We start from the raw sequence: 16,908 nt of genomic DNA on the forward strand, positions 1-16,908 counted from the left end.
GCAGCGCGGCTTCGAAGGGCTTGCGGTCCATCACGAACAGCACCTGGCCTTCCTTGACCAGCGAGCCTTCGTCGTACAGGCGCCGTTCGAGAAAGCCGTCGACGCGCGCGCGGATTTCCACTTCGCGTGAACTCTGCGTCTGCGCGGTGAACTCGAAGTCGACGGGTGTTTCCTTCTGCGCGACGGTGACCACCGTCACTTCGACGGTGGGCCGTGGGGGTTCGGTGGGGGCTTTTTTACAGGCGGTGAGGGTGGCGACTGCCAGCAGGAACGGCAACAGCGCGAGCGCCCGAAGCGGCCGCTTTTGGGCCGAACCGTGGGCCGCAGCCGATCCTATACAATCCGCGCCACTGTTCGATATGCGATTCGACAACCAAGACGCCATGAGCGCCTCCCCATTGAAGCGATTGCATGCGGTACATCACGCGGCGCATCAGCGCGCACGCGAAGCCGCGACGTCTGCGCCACGCAACGAGTATCGGGCCATCGCGGCCGCGCGCACCATTGGACCTTGGTCCAATAGGAAACGCCGGATTCGTGCATTACGCTAACCAGAACGCTGGACGCCCAATGCGGCACATACGCTCTGAATGAAAACGGCATCGTCGAACGGTTTGCTGAAGTACGCCTGCGCGCCCGCTGCCATCACTGTCTGTCGCGTCTCATCGTCGTCATGGGCGGTGATGAAAATGGCAGGCAGCTTGCGTCCGCGGAGTCTGCGCTGCACTTCGACGCCATCGGTTCCGGGCATCTGGATGTCCAGGATCACGCAACCGGGATCGTAGTGAGGCGTAGCGCCGAGCGCATACAGGAACTCGTCGCCGCTCGGAAAGACATCCGCCGTGATGCCGACGGAACGCAGCAGCCGCTGGATTGCCCGACAGACGGACGTGTCGTCGTCGACTACGGCAACAAAGCGTTTGTCCACGTCCATCGATATCTTCCGGCAATCCTTTCATTCACCCGATCGACGCACGGCAGCGAAGTACCGCAAGTCGATGTATTTCGTTTGACAGGTAAGCAGACCCTAGGATATGAAATCGTTTGCACGCGTGGTATTGGACTTTGGTCCCATATGCGCCGACGAGAGGCCAGGCGATGCCCAGGGACAATCGAGTGGCTGATCGCAACCGGAACACGCCCGTGACATGGCGCCGCCGCTGGCTGCTCGCAGCCGGCGTGATTGCGCTGCTGGCAGCGCTGGGGTGGGGTCTCTACACGGTGATCGAGCCGGCCTTCCAGACCCGTATCGTCATCACGACGGGCGCGGACAAGGGCATCTATCGCGGCTTCGCCGAGCGCTACGCGCCCTTGCTCAAGCGTGACGGCGTGACGCTCGAGATCCGCAGTTCGACGGGTTCGGTCGAGAACTACCAGCGCCTGAAGGATCCCGCGAGCGAATACCAGGTGGGCTTCATCCAGTCGGGCACCACTGTGCCGCAGGAAACGGATCAACTGCAGACCATCGCCGCCGTTTCGTATGAACCGATCTGGGTGTTCTATCGCGGTACCGCCATCGTCAACCGTCTCGCCCAACTGCGCGGCAAGCGGATCGGCGTCGGCGTGCCGGGCAGCGGTTTGCTGGAAGTGTCGAAGGTCTTGCTCGGCTATAGCGGAATCACGCGCGACAACACCCAGCTTGTCGAAACGGACGCGCCGAACGCGTTGCATTGCCTCCAGGAGGGTTGCCTGGATGCCGCGTTCTTCATCGGCAGACCGGATGCGCCGATGCAGCAGACGCTGCTGAACAGCGACCTGAAGCTGATGAGCTTCGCCCAGGCCGACGCGCTCGTGCAGAAGTTTCCGTCGCTGAAGAAGGTGACGTTTCCGCGTGCCTCGACGAGCATCGTCAACGACAGTCCGCAAACGGATGTCACCTTGCTGGCCGCGACGGCGCTGCTGGTCGCGAAGGACACGCTGCATCCGGCCCTCGTGTATCTATTGCTCGACGCCGCGAGAACCGTGCATGCGGGCGAAGACTACTTCACACCGCTCGGTGCGTTTCCGAATCTCAATACCGACGAATTTCCCGTCTCCAACGAGAGCGAGCGTTATTTCAGGTCGGGGCGTCCGTTTCTGCAGCGCTATCTGCCGTTCTGGCTCGCGAGTTTCATCGAGCGGCGCCTGCTGATCCTGGTCCCGTTTCTGGCCGTGCTGATCGGCGCGATGCAGGCGCTTCCGCGCATGCTGGAGTCGCGCATCAAGAAGCGCTTCGTGATCGGGTATCGCGCGCTCAAACAGCTCGAAGACGAAATCTGGAAAACGCCGCAGCCGTCGGCGGAACAGGTCTCGCAATGGCGCAACGAAATCGAGCAAATCGACGCCCAGGCGAGCCAGATACGCGTGCCGACGCGTTATCTGCACGACGTCTATGCGCTGAAGCAGGCGATCAGCGTGGTGCGGCATCGGATCTCGATGGCGTCCGCCGGGTTGAACGGTTGACGCGGGTTCAGATCATCGCGCCGGCCCCAAAGAAGCCACCCGCTCAGGGGCCGAACCGCGCGGTGCAGTAATATGCTGGATTCACCAGACCATGAACCTCAGGATGGACAGCGTTTCCCCGTTCGACCCGGCACAGCTGCTCGCCGAATACGCCGACCTGCGCCAGCGCGCAGCCGCGCTCGAAGAGCAGGTGCCGGCGTGCCTCCAACGCATCTCGGACAAGCTGCACCGGATCGGCGGCGACTCCGAGCTGGCGGACCATTACCGCAGTCTGCTGGTCGGCGCGCGCAGCAATGCGCTGGTGTCGATCGAGAACTATCACGAGGTGATTCCGTACCTGCAGACGGCTGAGTCGGTGATCGCGCAGCTGGACGGACAGCCGGCGGCGCCCGCCACGGACGAGGACCGCGCCGCGCTGCTGGAGCAGCTCGACGAGCTGATCGACGCCGCCGCCGGCATGATCGATCTCGCGGAACAGTGCTTTCTGGACGCGAAACACACGGATCTGGACGCCGTGCCGCAGTCGATTCTGGACGATCCGCTGCATCCGGAACTCTGACGCGCCGAGGTGCCGAGCCGGCCTGACAACCCCGGAATCCGGGGCGGGGACGGCCTTGTCTGTTAAAGTTTCGCCTATTCCCTTCATACGTCGATTCAACGGTTTTGATTATGAGCACAATCCTCGAAAGTCTTCCGACCGGCCAGAAGGTCGGTATTGCGTTCTCAGGCGGCCTCGACACGAGCGCGGCGCTGCACTGGATGCGTCTGAAGGGCGCCGTGCCGTACGCGTACACCGCGAACCTCGGTCAGCCGGACGAAGACGACTATGACTCGATTCCGCGCCGCGCAACGGAATATGGCGCCGAGGGTGCGCGCCTGATCGACTGCCGTGCGCAGCTGGTCGCGGAAGGCATCGCGGCGCTGCAATCCGGCGCGTTCCACATTTCGACGGCCGGTGTCACGTACTTCAATACCACGCCGATCGGCCGCGCCGTGACGGGCACGATGCTCGTCGCCGCGATGAAGGAAGACGGAGTCAATATCTGGGGCGACGGCAGCACGTACAAGGGCAACGACATCGAGCGTTTCTACCGCTATGGTCTGCTCGTGAACCCGGACCTGAAGATCTACAAGCCGTGGCTCGACCAGACGTTCATCGACGAACTCGGCGGCCGTGCGGAAATGTCGGAGTTCATGCGCCAGGCGGGCTTCGCGTACAAGATGTCGGCGGAAAAGGCCTATTCGACCGATTCGAACCTGCTCGGCGCGACGCACGAAGCGAAGGATCTCGAAAGCCTCGAATCCGGCATCAAGATCGTCAATCCGATCATGGGCGTCGCGTTCTGGCGCGACGACGTGCAGATCGCGAAGGAAGAAGTGACGGTCCGCTTCGAAGAAGGCCAGCCCGTCGCGCTGAACGGCAAGACCTTCCCGAATGCAGTCGAACTGCTGCTGGAAGCGAACCGCATCGGCGGCCGTCACGGCCTCGGCATGAGCGACCAGATCGAGAACCGCATCATCGAAGCGAAGAGCCGCGGCATCTATGAAGCCCCGGGTCTCGCGCTGCTGTTCGCCGCGTACGAGCGCCTCGTCACGGGCATTCACAACGAAGACACGATCGAGCAGTACCGCGAAAGCGGCCGCCGTCTCGGCCGTCTGCTGTATCAGGGCCGCTGGTTCGATCCGCAGGCGATCATGCTGCGCGAAACGGCACAGCGCTGGGTCGCGCGTGCGATCACGGGCGAAGTGACGCTCGAACTGCGCCGCGGCAACGACTATTCGATCCTCAGCACGAAGTCGCCGAATCTGACGTATCAGCCGGAGCGTCTGTCGATGGAGAAGGTCGCTTCGACGTTCTCGCCGCGCGACCGTATCGGCCAGCTGACGATGCGCAATCTCGACATCACCGACACGCGCGACAAGTTGCGCGTCTACGCGCAGGTCGGCCTGCTCGCACCGGGCGAAGCATCGGCGCTGCCGCAAATCAAGGGCGACAAGGAATAACGTTGTCGGCCTCATAAGCGGTTTTCGCGGGAACGGAACGGAGCACTCAGGTGCTCCGTTTTGCATTCTGCGTATGCCTGCCTGGCTGTTTCTTCGCTTCGACGCATGGCGCATGACCCGCACATGACTTTCATGTGACACGCGTCGGTGCGTTCACGTCAGGCCGATGAACGCCCTTCGTCTTTCCCGCCTTTGCGGATCAGGCTCATCTGCCCGTTGCGTTCGAGAATCGCCGCCTGCACGTCGTGCAGATCGGGCGTATGAAACTCGCGTCGCGCGGCTTCGAACACATCGGTGCGCGTGATCAGCGCGGCCGACATCTGACGGCTGTCGAACCGGCCGTCGCGATACACCTCCCGTTCCGCACCCACCACGAGTGTCTCCAGCCACGGGGAGCGCACGCAGCACCACGCGAGCGCGCGGTGAATCAGCACGATCACCAGCGACGCCGCGAGCGTCGGCACGACGGGCGACGCACCGACGATCACGCGGCTCAGCGTCGCGCCGAGCAGGATCGCGACCACATAGTCGAACGGCGAGCGCTGACCGAACGATCGCCGGCCCGAAATGCGGATGAAAACGAGCGTCACGATGAAAACGACGATCGCGCGCATGACGGTCTGCAAGGCGGTGAGATCCTTGCCTTCGCCGAACAGAGCCAAGATCACGTCCATAGGGTGTCTCCTTGCGCCGCCGGCGCATGCAAGAGCGATCGCAAAGACAACTGCTGCGCATGCGGCAGATAAATTGCAGCCGATGAACCCAGCCCTGCAATCGTTGTGCCGCCTGCAGCGAAAGCCCGTGCATTCGCAATGGACATACGTCAAGCACCTCCTATGATTAGGAGGGCACTGCGCGACGCGAAACCACCTGCATGGAGACGCCAAATGGAAGACACCCGCCTGCAACCCACGCCGTTGCAAGCCGATGAACTGCGCAACATGGACCGCTACTGGCGGGCCTGCAATTACCTGTCCGCCGGCATGATTTACCTGCGCGAGAATCCGCTTCTGCGTGAGCCGCTGGTGGCCGGGCACATCAAGCGGCGTCTGTTGGGGCACTGGGGCTCCGATCCGGGACAGAGCTTCGTGCTCGTGCATCTGAACCGCGTCATCAAGCAGCGCGACCTGAACGTGATCTTCCTGTCGGGACCCGGCCACGGCGCGCCCGCCACGCTCGCGCACAGCTATCTGGAAGGACGCTATTCGGAGATCTATCCCGATCGCGGCGAGTCGGAAGAGGGCATGGCCCGTCTTTTCAAGCTCTTTTCGTTTCCGGGCGGCATCGGTTCGCATTGCACACCCGAAACGCCCGGCTCGATTCACGAAGGCGGCGAACTCGGCTATAGCCTGTCGCATGGATATGGCGCGGCGTTCGACAACCCCGACCTGATCGTCACCGTGATGATCGGCGATGGCGAGGCCGAGACGGGGCCGCTGGCTACATCGTGGCACTCGAACAAATTCCTGAGTCCGGCGCGGGACGGCGCCGTGCTGCCCGTGCTGCATCTGAACGGCTATAAGATCGCGAATCCGACGATCCTCGCCCGCATTCCGCATGAAGAGCTGGAAGCCCTGTTCAAGGGGTATGGCTACAAGCCGTGGTTCGTCGAAGGCGATGATCCCGACACGCTGCATCAGCAGATGGCGGCGACGCTCGATCAATGCATCGATGAGATTCATGCGATCCAGAAACGCGCGCGTGAAGGCGGCGATCTGCAGCGGCCGCGCTGGCCGATGATCGTCCTCAGAACGCCGAAGGGCTGGACAGGGCCGCGCGAAATCGGCGGACACAAGATTGAAGGTTCATGGCGCGCGCATCAGGTGCCTATCGCCGATCCCGCGAGCAACGAGAACAGCCTCAAGCGGGTCGAGGAATGGTTGCGCAGCTATCGTCCGGAAGAACTGTTCGACCGATCGGGCCGGCTGGTGCCTGAGTTGCGCGCGCTCGCGCCCGATGGGCCGCGCCGCATCAGCGCCAATCCGCATGCGAATGGCGGAGCGCTGTGCAAGGCGCTGGATTTACCGGCCTTCGCCGACTATGCGGTCGAAGTCGACAACCCGGCGACGCGCTATCTGTCGCCCACGGATGTGCTCGGCCAGTTCCTGCGCGACGTGATGCGTCGAAACATGACGAGCTTCCGCGTGTTCGGTCCGGACGAAACGTCCAGCAACAAGCTCACGGCGGTCTACGAAGCCTCGCAGAAGACGTGGCTTGCGGAAGTCGTCGAATCGGACGCCGACGGCGGTTACCTGTCTACCGATGGCCGCGTGATGGAAATGCTCAGCGAGCACACGCTGGAAGGCTGGCTCGAAGGCTATACGCTGACGGGCCGGCATGGCCTGTTCGCGACGTACGAAGCGTTCGTGCATGTGATCGATTCGATGTTCAACCAGCACGCCAAATGGCTGGAGAAGGCCAAGCGCGAATTGCGCTGGCGCCAGCCCGTGCCTTCGTTGAATCTGCTGATCACGTCGCTCGTCTGGCGGCAGGATCACAACGGCTTCACACATCAGGACCCTGGCTTTCTCGATGTCGTGACCAACAAGAGCCCCGATGTCGTGCGCATCTATCTGCCGCCCGACGCGAACTGCCTGCTGAGTGTCGCCGATCACTGCCTGCGTTCGCGCGACTATGTGAACGTGATCGTCGCCGACAAGCAGCCTCATTTGCAGTATCTGGACATGCAGTCGGCCATCACGCATTGCACGAAGGGCATCGGCATCTGGGACTGGGCGTCGACGGATCAGGACCACGAGCCCGACGTCGTGATGGCAAGTGCAGGCGACATTCCGACGATGGAAGCGCTGGCCGCCGTCGAAATCCTCAAGGCGCTGTTCCCCGACCTGAAGATCCGATTCGTGAACGTCGTCGATCTGTTCCGGCTGATGCCGGATTCCGATCATCCGCACGGCCTGTCGAAGCGCGATTTCGATTCGCTCTTCACGACCGGCAAGCCCGTGATCTTCAACTTCCATTCGTATGCGTCGCTGGTTCACAAGCTCACGTATCGGCGCACGAATCACGAGAGTATTCACGTGCACGGCTATGCGGAGAAGGGCAACATCAATACGCCGCTCGAGCTTGCGATCATCAACGGCATCGACCGCTTTTCGCTGGCGATCGACGTGATCGATCGCGTGCCGTCGCTGCGCGGCGTCGGCGATCACGCGAAGGAACGCTTGCGCGACAAGCGGATCGAGCACCTCGATTACGCGCACACCGAGGGCATCGACTCGGAGGAAATCCGCGAGTGGACGTGGAAGGGGTGACGCGGAGACGAGACGCGGCATATCGCAGCCGGCTGCCGTCGCCGAGCCGCATACGGTGAATCAGGCGGCGTTACTGGCTCGCGCCGGAGGCCGCGGCGCTCGTCGTGGATGCCGGTGTGTTCGCGACGGGCGCCTCGCTCGAAGGCGCGGGCGTGACTGCCCCCGATGCGTTGCCGCTCGCGCTCTGCGCGGCTGCGCTTCGACCCGGCGTGCCGCTCATGCCCGCCGTGTTGCTCATCACGCCGCTGCTGGCCGAGTCCATGCTGTTGCTGCTTTTTTCGTCCACCTTCTTGCAGGCGGCGGCAACGAAGACGAGTGCCGTCGCCGTCAGCCCGTGAACCTCGTGCGAGAAAACATCGATGCAAGCGACGATCTTGCGGCCGTTGGCCACGAGATCCGCAACTCGTCAGTTATGGCCGCATCCTGTCACGCCAGGCGGATCTGCTGCCGCACTCGCGGCCCGGCTGGCATGGTCGATATCTGCGAACTCGTCGAGCATGGCGTGCAGGTCACGCAGCGTCGGAAATCTGTGGGCCAACATCACGTTCGTGGCGGACTGTGTCGTGCTGGCGTTGATCGCACGCATTGCCGGTGACCGGCACCTGCAGCGCGCGACGTGAGCGGTCGTCGCGTCTATCCTCGGTTCGTTCATTGCGTCCACGCGTTGCTTTCGCCAGTAAGGCAGCGGCGCGCCGCTTGCTGACTTCCTTTGCTGACCCGCCAAACGTACGCGCAGCGTCCGTTCGATCGCGCGCGGGACTTCATCCGCAAGGGGCTTTTCATGGCAAAGACAGTAGGCGACTTCATCGTCGACAGGCTGCATCACTGGGGCATCAAGCGCATGTACGGCTATCCCGGCGACGGCATCAACGGCGTGTTCGGCGCGCTGAATCGCGCGGAAGGCAAGATCGAATTCGTGCAGGCGCGGCACGAGGAAATGGCTGCGTTCATGGCGAGCGCGCATGCCAAGTTTACGGGAGAACTGGGCGTCTGCATCGCGACCTCGGGGCCGGGTGCTTCGCATCTGATCACGGGCCTCTACGATGCGCGAATGGATCACATGCCTGTGCTGGCGATCGTCGGCCAGCAGGCGCGCGCGGCACTCGGCGCGCATTATCAGCAGGAACTCGATCTCGCTGCGATGTTCAAGGACGTGGCGGGCGCCTATGTGCAGCAGGCGAGTGTGCCGGCGCAGGTGCGGCATCTGGTGGATCGCGCAATACGTATCGCGCTGTCGGAGCGGCGCGTGACGGCGCTGATCCTGCCGAACGATCTGCAGAACCTCGAATACGAGCCGCCCGCGCGCAAGCACGGCACCGCGCATTCCGGTGTCGGCTATACGCAGCCGACCATCGTTCCTGCACAGCACGATCTGCAACGCGCCGCCGACGTGCTGAATGCCGGGCACAAGGTCGCGATGCTCGTCGGCGCGGGAGCGTTGAACGCGACCGATGAAGTGATCGCCGTGGCGAACCGGCTCGGTGCGGGCGTCGCGAAGGCATTGCTCGGCAAGGCTGCGTTGCCCGACGATCTGCCTTGGGTGACGGGTTCAATCGGCCTGCTCGGCACGAAGCCCAGCTACGAGCTGATGACGTCGTGCGACACGCTGCTGATGATCGGCTCAGGCTTTCCGTATTCGGAGTTTCTGCCGAAAGAGGGCGACGCGCGCGGCGTGCAGATCGACATCAAGGCCGACATGCTGAGTCTGCGCTATCCGATGGAGGTGAACCTGGTCGGCGATAGCGCCGCGACCTTGCGTGCGCTGCTGCCGTTGCTGCACGAAAAGGATAGCCACACGTGGCGCTCGCGCATCGAACGCTGGACGTCGCGCTGGTGGGAAACACTCGACGAGCGCGCGCATCAGCCTTCGAGCAACGGCGTGAATCCGCAGCGCGCGTTTACCGAGTTGTCACCGCGTTTGCCCGACAACGTGATCCTCACGAGCGACTCCGGCTCGTGTGCGAACTGGTATGCGCGCGACCTGAAAATCCGGCGCGGCATGATGGCGTCGCTGTCGGGTGGACTGGCGTCGATGGGCGCGGCCGTGCCGTACGCGATCGCCGCGAAGTTCGCGCATCCGGGCCGCCCGGTGATCGCGATGGTCGGTGACGGCGCGATGCAGATGAACAACATGGCCGAGCTGATCACCGTCGCGAAGTACTGGAAGCGATGGGCCGATCCGCGCTGGATCTGCATGGTGCTCAACAACGAAGACCTGAACCAGGTGACGTGGGAACAGCGCGTGATGGAAGGCGACCCGAAGTTCGACGCGTCGCAGAAAGTGCCGAACGTGCCGTATCACCGCTTCGCTGAATTGATCGGCCTGACGGGCATCTATGTCGACGATGCCGAACAGCTGGCCGATGCCTGGGAAACGGCGTTGGCTTCGAAGCGTCCCGTGGTGCTCGAAGTAAAGTCGGATCCGGAGGTGCCGCCGTTGCCGCCTCACGTGACGCTCGCGCAGGCGCGCGCGTTTGCACGCACGTTGATGGAAGGCGATCCGAAAGAAGGCAGCGTGATTGCGAATACCGCGCGCCAGGTGCTCGGGTCCGTGATTCCGGGCGGCAAGGACTGAGGTCGATGCGCGGCGAGGCTGACGGACTCGCCACGTGAGCCGTGTGCCATGTAAATAGCGCATGTTGTGATGTAAATCGTGCGTGAACTGTCTATCGCTCGATGACCGCATGCTCGGAAACGCCGTTTTTGCGGACGCTTTCTTGCGGCCGGCATTCGATCTATCGCGTCGGACCGTGCCCGTTTCTTGCTGACAGCATGGCGGGCACGTCGCGTGGCGATGAGCGGGCATCGAACTGGGGAGTGCGAGCGGATGCACTGGAGGCCGGACAACACGGATCGCGGCGGCGCAGCAACCCGAGCCTTGGGCTCGATGGCCCCTTCCGCCGCATGGATGGCCGGGCTGATGGCGGCGCACCGCGATGCACGGGGCGCGCCTCTCGATTACTTTCTTCATGCGGGCGGCCCGGCCGCCGAGCCGTCGATGCATCTCGGCTGGGCGCTCACCGCGCTGTCGATGTCGGTGGTCGCGATCATCGCGCTACTGCTCGTGATCGCGATAACGCGCCGCCGTCGCGTGCCGGCCGACGCGCGGCTCGCGCAAGGTGAAACTGTCGCATTGCGCTGGATCTATGCGGGCACGGGCATCTCGTCCGTCGCGCTCATCGCGGCGCTCGTCTATACGCTCGTTACGCTCGATTCCGTCGCCGCGCCGTCGCGCGCGCCTGCATTGACGCTGACCGTAACGGCTTACGACTGGTGGTGGAAAGTCGAGTACGCTCAGGCAGACGATGCCCCCGCGTTCTCTACCGCGAACGAGATCCATATTCCCGTCGGCGCGCCCGTGAAGATCGTGTTGAAGAGCGCCGATGTGATCCACGCGTTCTGGGTACCGCAACTGGCAGGCAAGACGCAGACGATTCCCGGTCAGATCAACGAGCAATGGATACAGGCCGACGCGCCGGGCGTGTATCGCGGGCAATGCTCGCAGTTTTGCGGTGCGCAGCATGCGCACATGGCGTTCGAAGTCATTGCGCAAGATGCAACTGCCTTCGACGCATGGCGCCGCGCACAGGCGCGGCCGGCCATGCGCGTGACGACGGATGCACTCGCGGCGCACGGCGAACAGCTGTTTCAAGCACGCTGCGCGGGTTGTCACACGATCCGCGGCACCGACGCGAACGGCGCACAGGCGCCCGATCTCACGCATCTGGATTCGCGCGGACTGATCGCGGCCGGCGCATTGACGAACACGCCCGGACATCAACTCGACTGGATTCGCAACGCGCAGCGCATCAAGCCCGATTCGCTGATGCCCGGCATCGTGCTGACCTCGGGCGAGGCCAGCGCGTTGTCGGCGTATCTCGCGACCTTGCATTGACGGGGCACGCATGGCCGACACCACCAGCTCTTCTTCGACCGTCGCGCACCAGCCGCTCGAAAGAACCTTGCCGCGCGGCACGATCGCGCGCGGCAGTGCCGCCGAAGCGCGCCTGCGCGAACTATGGGAAACGCCGCCCGGCTGGCGCGGCTGGCTTTCGAGCGTCGATCACAAGCGCATCGGCATCCGCTATCTCGTGACCGCATTCGTGTTCCTGATCGCGGGCGGCGTTGAAGCGCTGATCATGCGCGTGCAGCTTGCGCAACCGAACGGCACCGTGCTCACGCCGGAGCAATACAACCAGCTCTTCACGATGCACGGCGTGACGATGATCTTTCTCTACGCGCTGCCCGTGCTGTCCGGTTTTTCGAACTACCTGTGGCCGCTGATTCTCGGCGCGCGCGACATGGCGTTTCCGCGCCTCAACGCGTTTTCGTACTGGATTTTCCTGTTCGCGGCGATCTTTCTTTATGCGAGCTTTCCGCTCGGCCAGGCGCCGAACGCAGGCTGGTTCAACTACGTGCCGTTGTCGGCGCTCGAATACGACACCGGGCCGAATATCGACGTGTACGCGCTCGGCATGGTGCTGCTCGGCATCTCGACGACGGTCGGCGCGGTGAACTTCGTCGTCACGCTGCTGCGCATGCGGGCGCCGGGCATGTCGCTCGATCGCATTCCCGTGCTAGTGTGGGGCACGATGACGGCGTCGTGCGCCAATCTCGTCGCAGTGCCCTCGGTGAGCCTCGCTTTCCTGATGCTGTGGATGGACCGGCGCATCGGCACGCATTTCTTCGATGTGTTGAATGGCGGCCGCGCGCTGCTGTGGCAACACCTGTTCTGGATTTTCGCGCACCCGTGGGTGTACGTCGTCGTGCTGCCGGCGATGGGGATCGTCTCCGATGCGTTGCCCGTGTTCTGCCGCAGGCCGCTGGTCGGCTACGGGCCTGTGGCGTTGTCGACGATCGCGACGATGCTGATCGGCTTCGTCGTGTGGATCCACCATATGTTCGCGACCGGCATTCCGGCGCTCGCGCTGTCGCTGTTCGGCGCGGCGAGCATGGCCATCGCGGTGCCGAGCGCGATCGCGACCTTCGCATGGATCGCGACGATCTGGACGGGACGCCCGGTGTTTCGCGTGCCGTTCTATTACTTCGCGGGCTTCGTGCTGCTGTTCGTGATCGGCGGCGTGTCGGGCGTGATGACCGCGGCCGTGCCGCTCGACTGGCAACTGACGGACACGTATTTCGTCGTCGCGCATCTGCACTACGTGCTGCTCGGCATCAACGTGTTTCCCGTGATCGGCGGCGTGTACTTCTGGTTCCCGAAGTTCACCGGGCGCATGATGAGCGAGCGCATCGGCAAGCTCGCGTTCTGGATCATGTTCATCGGCTTCAACGTTGCGTTCTTTCCGATGCATATCGCAGGGCTGCTCGGCATGCCGCGCCGCATCTACACCTATGCGCCGGAGATGGGCTGGAGCACGGTGAATCTCGTGACGTCGGCGGGATCGTTCGTGCTCGCGCTGGGCATCCTGGTCTTCCTGTGCGACTTCCTCTACAGCCTGCGGCGCGGCGCAACCGCAGGCGACGACCCGTGGGACGCGGGCACGCTCGAATGGTCGACGACGTCGCCGCCGCCGCCGTACAACTTCGCCGTCGCACCGACGGTCGCGAGCCGCCATCCGTTATGGGAAGGGCGCATGGAAGAGGAAGATGAAGACGGCATGCGTTCGTCCCTGAGAGAGGGCTTCATTCTCGATCAGGGACGCGAGGCGCTCGGCACGACGGCGCTCGAAGCGCGCCCCGACGTGATCCTCAAGATGCCGGAAGACGCCTATACGCCGTTCGTGTTGAGCGTATTCGCGACGCTCTTCTTTGCGGGGCTCGCGCTGCTCGCATGGTGGTTCGCGGCGGCGATGCTGCTCGGCTGCGCGGTGTCGGTCGTCGTCTGGCTGTGGCCGGAACGAAGCCTGATCCAGCGCGAGCCGCAACGCGTGCGCGATGCGGGGAGCTGATATGAGCGATACGGTGCGCGACGACATCGACGAACGTGACGTGCGCCTGCCCGTCGGCAGCGCGGGCGAGCGCTCGGGCGGCTGGTTCGGATGCCTCGCACTGATCGTCACGGAAGGCTCGCTGTTCGGCTATCTGATCTTTTCGTATCTGTACCTCGCTTCGCAAAGCGGCAACATGTGGCCGCCGGAAGGCCTGCCCAAACTCGGACCCGGCCTCGCGAACACGGCGATCCTGCTGTCGAGCAGCATCTTCGTGTGGCTGTGCGAACGCTTCGTGAAGCGGCGGCGCCTGCATTGGGCCGTGGCATCGATGAGCACGGCGCTCGTGCTCGGCGTGATCTTCGTCGGCATTCAATTGAAGGAGTGGCGCAACCACCCCTATGGATTGACCGCGCATCTGTATGGCTCGCTTTACTTCACGATCACGGGTTTTCACCTCGCGCACGTCGCAGTGGGACTGGTCGTGCTGTCGCTGCTGTTGCTGTGGACGGCGCTCGGCTACTTCGACGGCAAACGCTGCCTCGCGCTGACGATCGGCGGGCTGTACTGGCACTTCGTCGATCTTGTCTGGCTCTTCATCTTCACGACGATCTATCTGTCGCCGTACGTGCTGAGGGGGCGAGCATGAGCGATCAACCGACCCGGACGCGCGACGCGAGCGACAGACACGCTCCACATACGGAACTGGCGCGCTTTCATTCGTGGCGCCTGCTGATCGCCACGCTCGCGACGCCGCTCGCATGGTTCGCGCAGATGTTCATCGGCGAAGTCCTGACGACGAAGGCGTGTTCGCTGTCCAATGCGAGCTATCCCGCCGCCGCGCCTTCGTGGGCGATGCCTGCAATGACGGTGCTGAGCGTCGCGTGCTTCGTGCTCGGCGTCGTGGGTGTTGCGGTCGCGTGGCGCAGCGTGATTTTCACGCGCACGAAGCGCTCGCATGCGCATGGGGAGCGCGAGCGCCGCGTCACCGAACTCGAATGGTTTCTCGCGCGGGTGAGCGCGCTGTCGAGCGCGATGTTCCTGTTCGGGCTGGTGGCGACCGATCTTGCCGTGATCGTGGTGTCGCCGTGCGGACGCTGGTGACGACGATGAAGACGCGTGTTCTCTTTATCTTCGGCGTCGCGGCGATCGCATGCGTGCTGATCGGCACGGGCGGCGGGACGCTGCATCGCGCGCACGCGCAAATGCTTCCCGCACAGGCCGATACGAGCGACGCGACACTGATCGCCAAGGGCGAGTACCTCGCCAAAGCCGCCGACTGCGCCGGCTGTCACACGGCGCCGCCAGGCGGTCCATCGGGCAAGGAGCCCTTGCATCGATCGGCCCCGTTCGCGGGCGGCCTGCCGATGGGATCGCCGTTCGGCACGATCTATTCGTCGAACATCACGCCGGATCCCGTAGCGGGAATAGGACGCTACAGCTACGACGATTTCGAGCGGGCCGTGCGCGATGGCGTGGCGCCCGGCAACCAGCGGCTTTATCCCGCGATGCCGTATCCGTCGTTCGCGAAGATCAACGACGACGACATGCACGCGCTCTACGCGTACTTCATGCATGGCGTCGCGCCGGTGTCGACGCCTGCGCCGCGCACCGAACTGCCGTTTCCGTTCAACCAGCGTTGGGCGTTGATGTTCTGGAGCCTCGCGTTCGCACCGGACGACGTATTCGTGCCGGAGTCGACACGCAGTCCGCAATGGAACCGTGGCGCGTATCTCGTGCAGTCGCTCGGGCACTGCGGCGCATGCCATACGCCACGCGGTCCGGCGTATGAAGAGCGCGGCTACGATGAGCGCGCGCGCCACTACCTGACGGGCGGCACGAACGATCACTGGTTCGCGCCCAATCTCACGGGCGACGATGGTTCCGGCTTGGGGCGTCTGTCGGAGGAGCAGATCGCGTCCTTCCTGAGAAGCGGGCATGGCGCCGGACTCGTCGCCTTCGGCAGCATGGTTCAGGTGGTCGAGGACAGCACGCAGTATCTCAGCGACGACGATCTGCACGCGATTGCGCACTATCTGAAGCGCTTGCCCGCGCGCGAACCCTCCGGACATTTCGACGATCGGTCGCATGCCGCGCTGCAGACAGTGCGCGCGATGAACACGGGCAATGTCGAATTGCCGGGTGCGGGGATTTATCAAGGCTTTTGCGCGCGGTGTCACAAGGCTGACGGCATGGGCGAAGCGCTCAGGTATCCGCGCCTGGCGGGCAATCCCGCCGTGCTCGGCGAGCACGTGGATTCGCTCGTGCGTTTGATGATCGAAGGCGGGGAAGCGCCGCATACGCAAGCGGCAATCGAGGCGAAGAAGATGCCTTCGTTCGCGGGCAAGCTGACGGACACGGAAATGGCGCGCGTGTTGACCTTCGTGCGCAATACGTGGGGCAACGTTGCATCACCGGTGACGAGCCGGGATGTCGAGCGAATCCGGCGCGGTCTTGGCAAATGAATCGAAGAAGGTCCAACCCAAAGGTGCCGGCATTCGCGCCAAAACCTCCGCACAACACGCCACCTGATCGGCTCACGGCGCATACGAACCCATTACGTCAGTAGAATCGAGCCTTTGCGAACGGATCGGACGATGGCATGACGGTAGTGCCATCCGTCTCACGAGACGCGGACAATGAAGCTATTCACGGCACTCAAGCGGCACCTTTTCATCACGTTCGGCAACATCATGCCGATGTACGGTCCGTTCAACCGGATACGCGCGTCGATGTACCGCAGCGCGGGCATGGCGATCGGCACGGGCGTGACGATCATCGGGCCATTGAACCTCGAACTGAGTCTGAACGAGGAAACGATCCGCGGCATCACGATCGGCGACAACGTGTATCTGAACGCAGGCACACGGCTCGCATGCCGCAACAGCCGCATTTCGATCGGTGACGACGTGCAGATCGGGCCACGCGTGTCGTTCGAGACGGCGACGCATGATCTCGTGTATGAACCCGATCTCGGGCGTGGCCTCGAACATCAGGAGATCCGCGTCGGCAACAGGGTGTGGATCGGCGCGGGCGCAACGATCCTGCCTGGCGTGACGATCCACGAGGCGGCTGTGATCGCAGCGGGTGCGGTGGTCGCGAAGGACGTGCCGCCCTATACGCTGGTGGGCGGGGTGCCGGCGCGCAAGATCAAGGATATCGTGTCGACCCCTCAGCGCCAGGGCGCCATCGCGTGAAAGCGCGAGCGGAGAAGGACCACACCGCGTCGCCACGTAGCCATCAGCGGTGCGTCAACGATCATCGGATGCAAGCATGGGCTGCGTAAATTGCATCGAGAGCTT

General features: G+C 63.6%; 16 protein-coding genes. 11 read left to right on the top strand and 5 right to left on the bottom strand.

The window, feature by feature from the left end:
- Together G3N95_RS35925 and G3N95_RS35930 are read right to left on the bottom strand one after the other, a co-directional pair.
- The coding region (locus G3N95_RS35925) for a biotin/lipoyl-binding protein (protein WP_205974832.1) at positions 1-385 on the bottom strand (385 nt) is incomplete at its 3' end.
- A 162-nt stretch (positions 386-547) separates the two neighbouring features.
- Positions 548-934, bottom strand: a complete 387-nt coding sequence (locus G3N95_RS35930) for a response regulator (protein ID WP_205974833.1) — start codon at positions 932-934, stop codon at positions 548-550.
- A 164-nt stretch (positions 935-1,098) separates the two neighbouring features.
- Here G3N95_RS35930 and G3N95_RS35935 point away from each other — a divergent pair, with 164 nt between their 5' ends.
- The 3 genes from G3N95_RS35935 (at position 1,099) to argG (ending at position 4,446) form a co-directional block, all read left to right on the top strand.
- A complete protein-coding gene (locus G3N95_RS35935) occupies positions 1,099-2,442 on the top strand; it encodes a TAXI family TRAP transporter solute-binding subunit (RefSeq protein WP_205974835.1) in 1,344 nt (447 codons plus the stop codon).
- Positions 2,443-2,545: 103 nt separating this feature from the next.
- Positions 2,546-3,001, top strand: a complete 456-nt coding sequence (locus tag G3N95_RS35940) for an ATPase (RefSeq protein ID WP_205974836.1) — start codon at positions 2,546-2,548, stop codon at positions 2,999-3,001.
- Between the two features lie 110 nt (positions 3,002-3,111).
- The gene (argG, locus tag G3N95_RS35945) at positions 3,112-4,446 is read left to right on the top strand and encodes an argininosuccinate synthase (protein WP_205974838.1); all 1,335 of its coding nucleotides are present in this window, start codon (positions 3,112-3,114) and stop codon (positions 4,444-4,446) included.
- Positions 4,447-4,604: 158 nt separating this feature from the next.
- Here argG and G3N95_RS35950 read toward each other — a convergent pair whose 3' ends face one another.
- A complete protein-coding gene (locus G3N95_RS35950; RefSeq protein ID WP_205974839.1) occupies positions 4,605-5,120 on the bottom strand; it encodes a YetF domain-containing protein in 516 nt (171 codons plus the stop codon).
- 213 nt (positions 5,121-5,333) lie between these two features.
- Between G3N95_RS35950 and G3N95_RS35955 the strand changes: the two genes are divergently transcribed.
- The gene (locus G3N95_RS35955; protein WP_205974840.1) at positions 5,334-7,718 is read left to right on the top strand and encodes a phosphoketolase family protein; all 2,385 of its coding nucleotides are present in this window, start codon (positions 5,334-5,336) and stop codon (positions 7,716-7,718) included.
- Positions 7,719-7,788: 70 nt separating this feature from the next.
- Here G3N95_RS35955 and G3N95_RS35960 read toward each other — a convergent pair whose 3' ends face one another.
- Together G3N95_RS35960 and G3N95_RS35965 are read right to left on the bottom strand one after the other, a co-directional pair.
- Entirely contained in the window at positions 7,789-8,109 is a 321-nt protein-coding gene (locus tag G3N95_RS35960) for a hypothetical protein (protein WP_205974841.1), read from the bottom strand.
- Between the two features lie 15 nt (positions 8,110-8,124).
- Positions 8,125-8,304, bottom strand: a complete 180-nt coding sequence (locus G3N95_RS35965; RefSeq protein ID WP_205974842.1) for a hypothetical protein — start codon at positions 8,302-8,304, stop codon at positions 8,125-8,127.
- A 195-nt stretch (positions 8,305-8,499) separates the two neighbouring features.
- On the opposite strand from G3N95_RS35965, the gene G3N95_RS35970 reads away from it, so the two are divergent.
- From G3N95_RS35970 to G3N95_RS40960, 7 genes are all read left to right on the top strand, one after another.
- Positions 8,500-10,293, top strand: coding sequence for a thiamine pyrophosphate-requiring protein (locus G3N95_RS35970; RefSeq protein ID WP_205974843.1), 1,794 nt, complete (start codon positions 8,500-8,502; stop codon positions 10,291-10,293).
- Positions 10,294-10,605: 312 nt separating this feature from the next.
- Complete coding sequence (gene coxB, locus G3N95_RS35975) at positions 10,606-11,613, top strand: cytochrome c oxidase subunit II (protein WP_241019149.1); 1,008 nt, start codon at positions 10,606-10,608, stop codon at positions 11,611-11,613.
- 10 nt (positions 11,614-11,623) lie between these two features.
- Positions 11,624-13,627, top strand: coding sequence for a cytochrome c oxidase subunit I (gene ctaD / locus G3N95_RS35980; RefSeq protein ID WP_205974845.1), 2,004 nt, complete (start codon positions 11,624-11,626; stop codon positions 13,625-13,627).
- Position 13,628: 1 nt separating this feature from the next.
- Positions 13,629-14,255, top strand: coding sequence for a cytochrome c oxidase subunit 3 (locus G3N95_RS35985; protein WP_205974846.1), 627 nt, complete (start codon positions 13,629-13,631; stop codon positions 14,253-14,255).
- On the top strand, positions 14,252-14,710 hold the full coding sequence (locus tag G3N95_RS35990; protein ID WP_205974847.1) for a hypothetical protein: 459 nt from the start codon (positions 14,252-14,254) through the stop codon (positions 14,708-14,710). Before G3N95_RS35985 ends, G3N95_RS35990 begins: the two co-directional genes overlap by 4 nt.
- A 101-nt stretch (positions 14,711-14,811) precedes the next feature.
- Positions 14,812-16,071: a cytochrome c gene (locus G3N95_RS35995; RefSeq protein WP_241019154.1), complete on the top strand. Its 1,260-nt coding sequence runs from the start codon at positions 14,812-14,814 to the stop codon at positions 16,069-16,071.
- A gap of 174 nt (positions 16,072-16,245) precedes the next feature.
- Positions 16,246-16,803: an acyltransferase gene (locus tag G3N95_RS40960; protein ID WP_205974849.1), complete on the top strand. Its 558-nt coding sequence runs from the start codon at positions 16,246-16,248 to the stop codon at positions 16,801-16,803.
- Positions 16,804-16,908 lie beyond the last annotated feature (105 nt).

Origin of the sequence: Paraburkholderia sp. Tr-20389, assembly GCF_017104565.1 — a bacterium.
Lineage (GTDB): Bacteria > Pseudomonadota > Gammaproteobacteria > Burkholderiales > Burkholderiaceae > Paraburkholderia.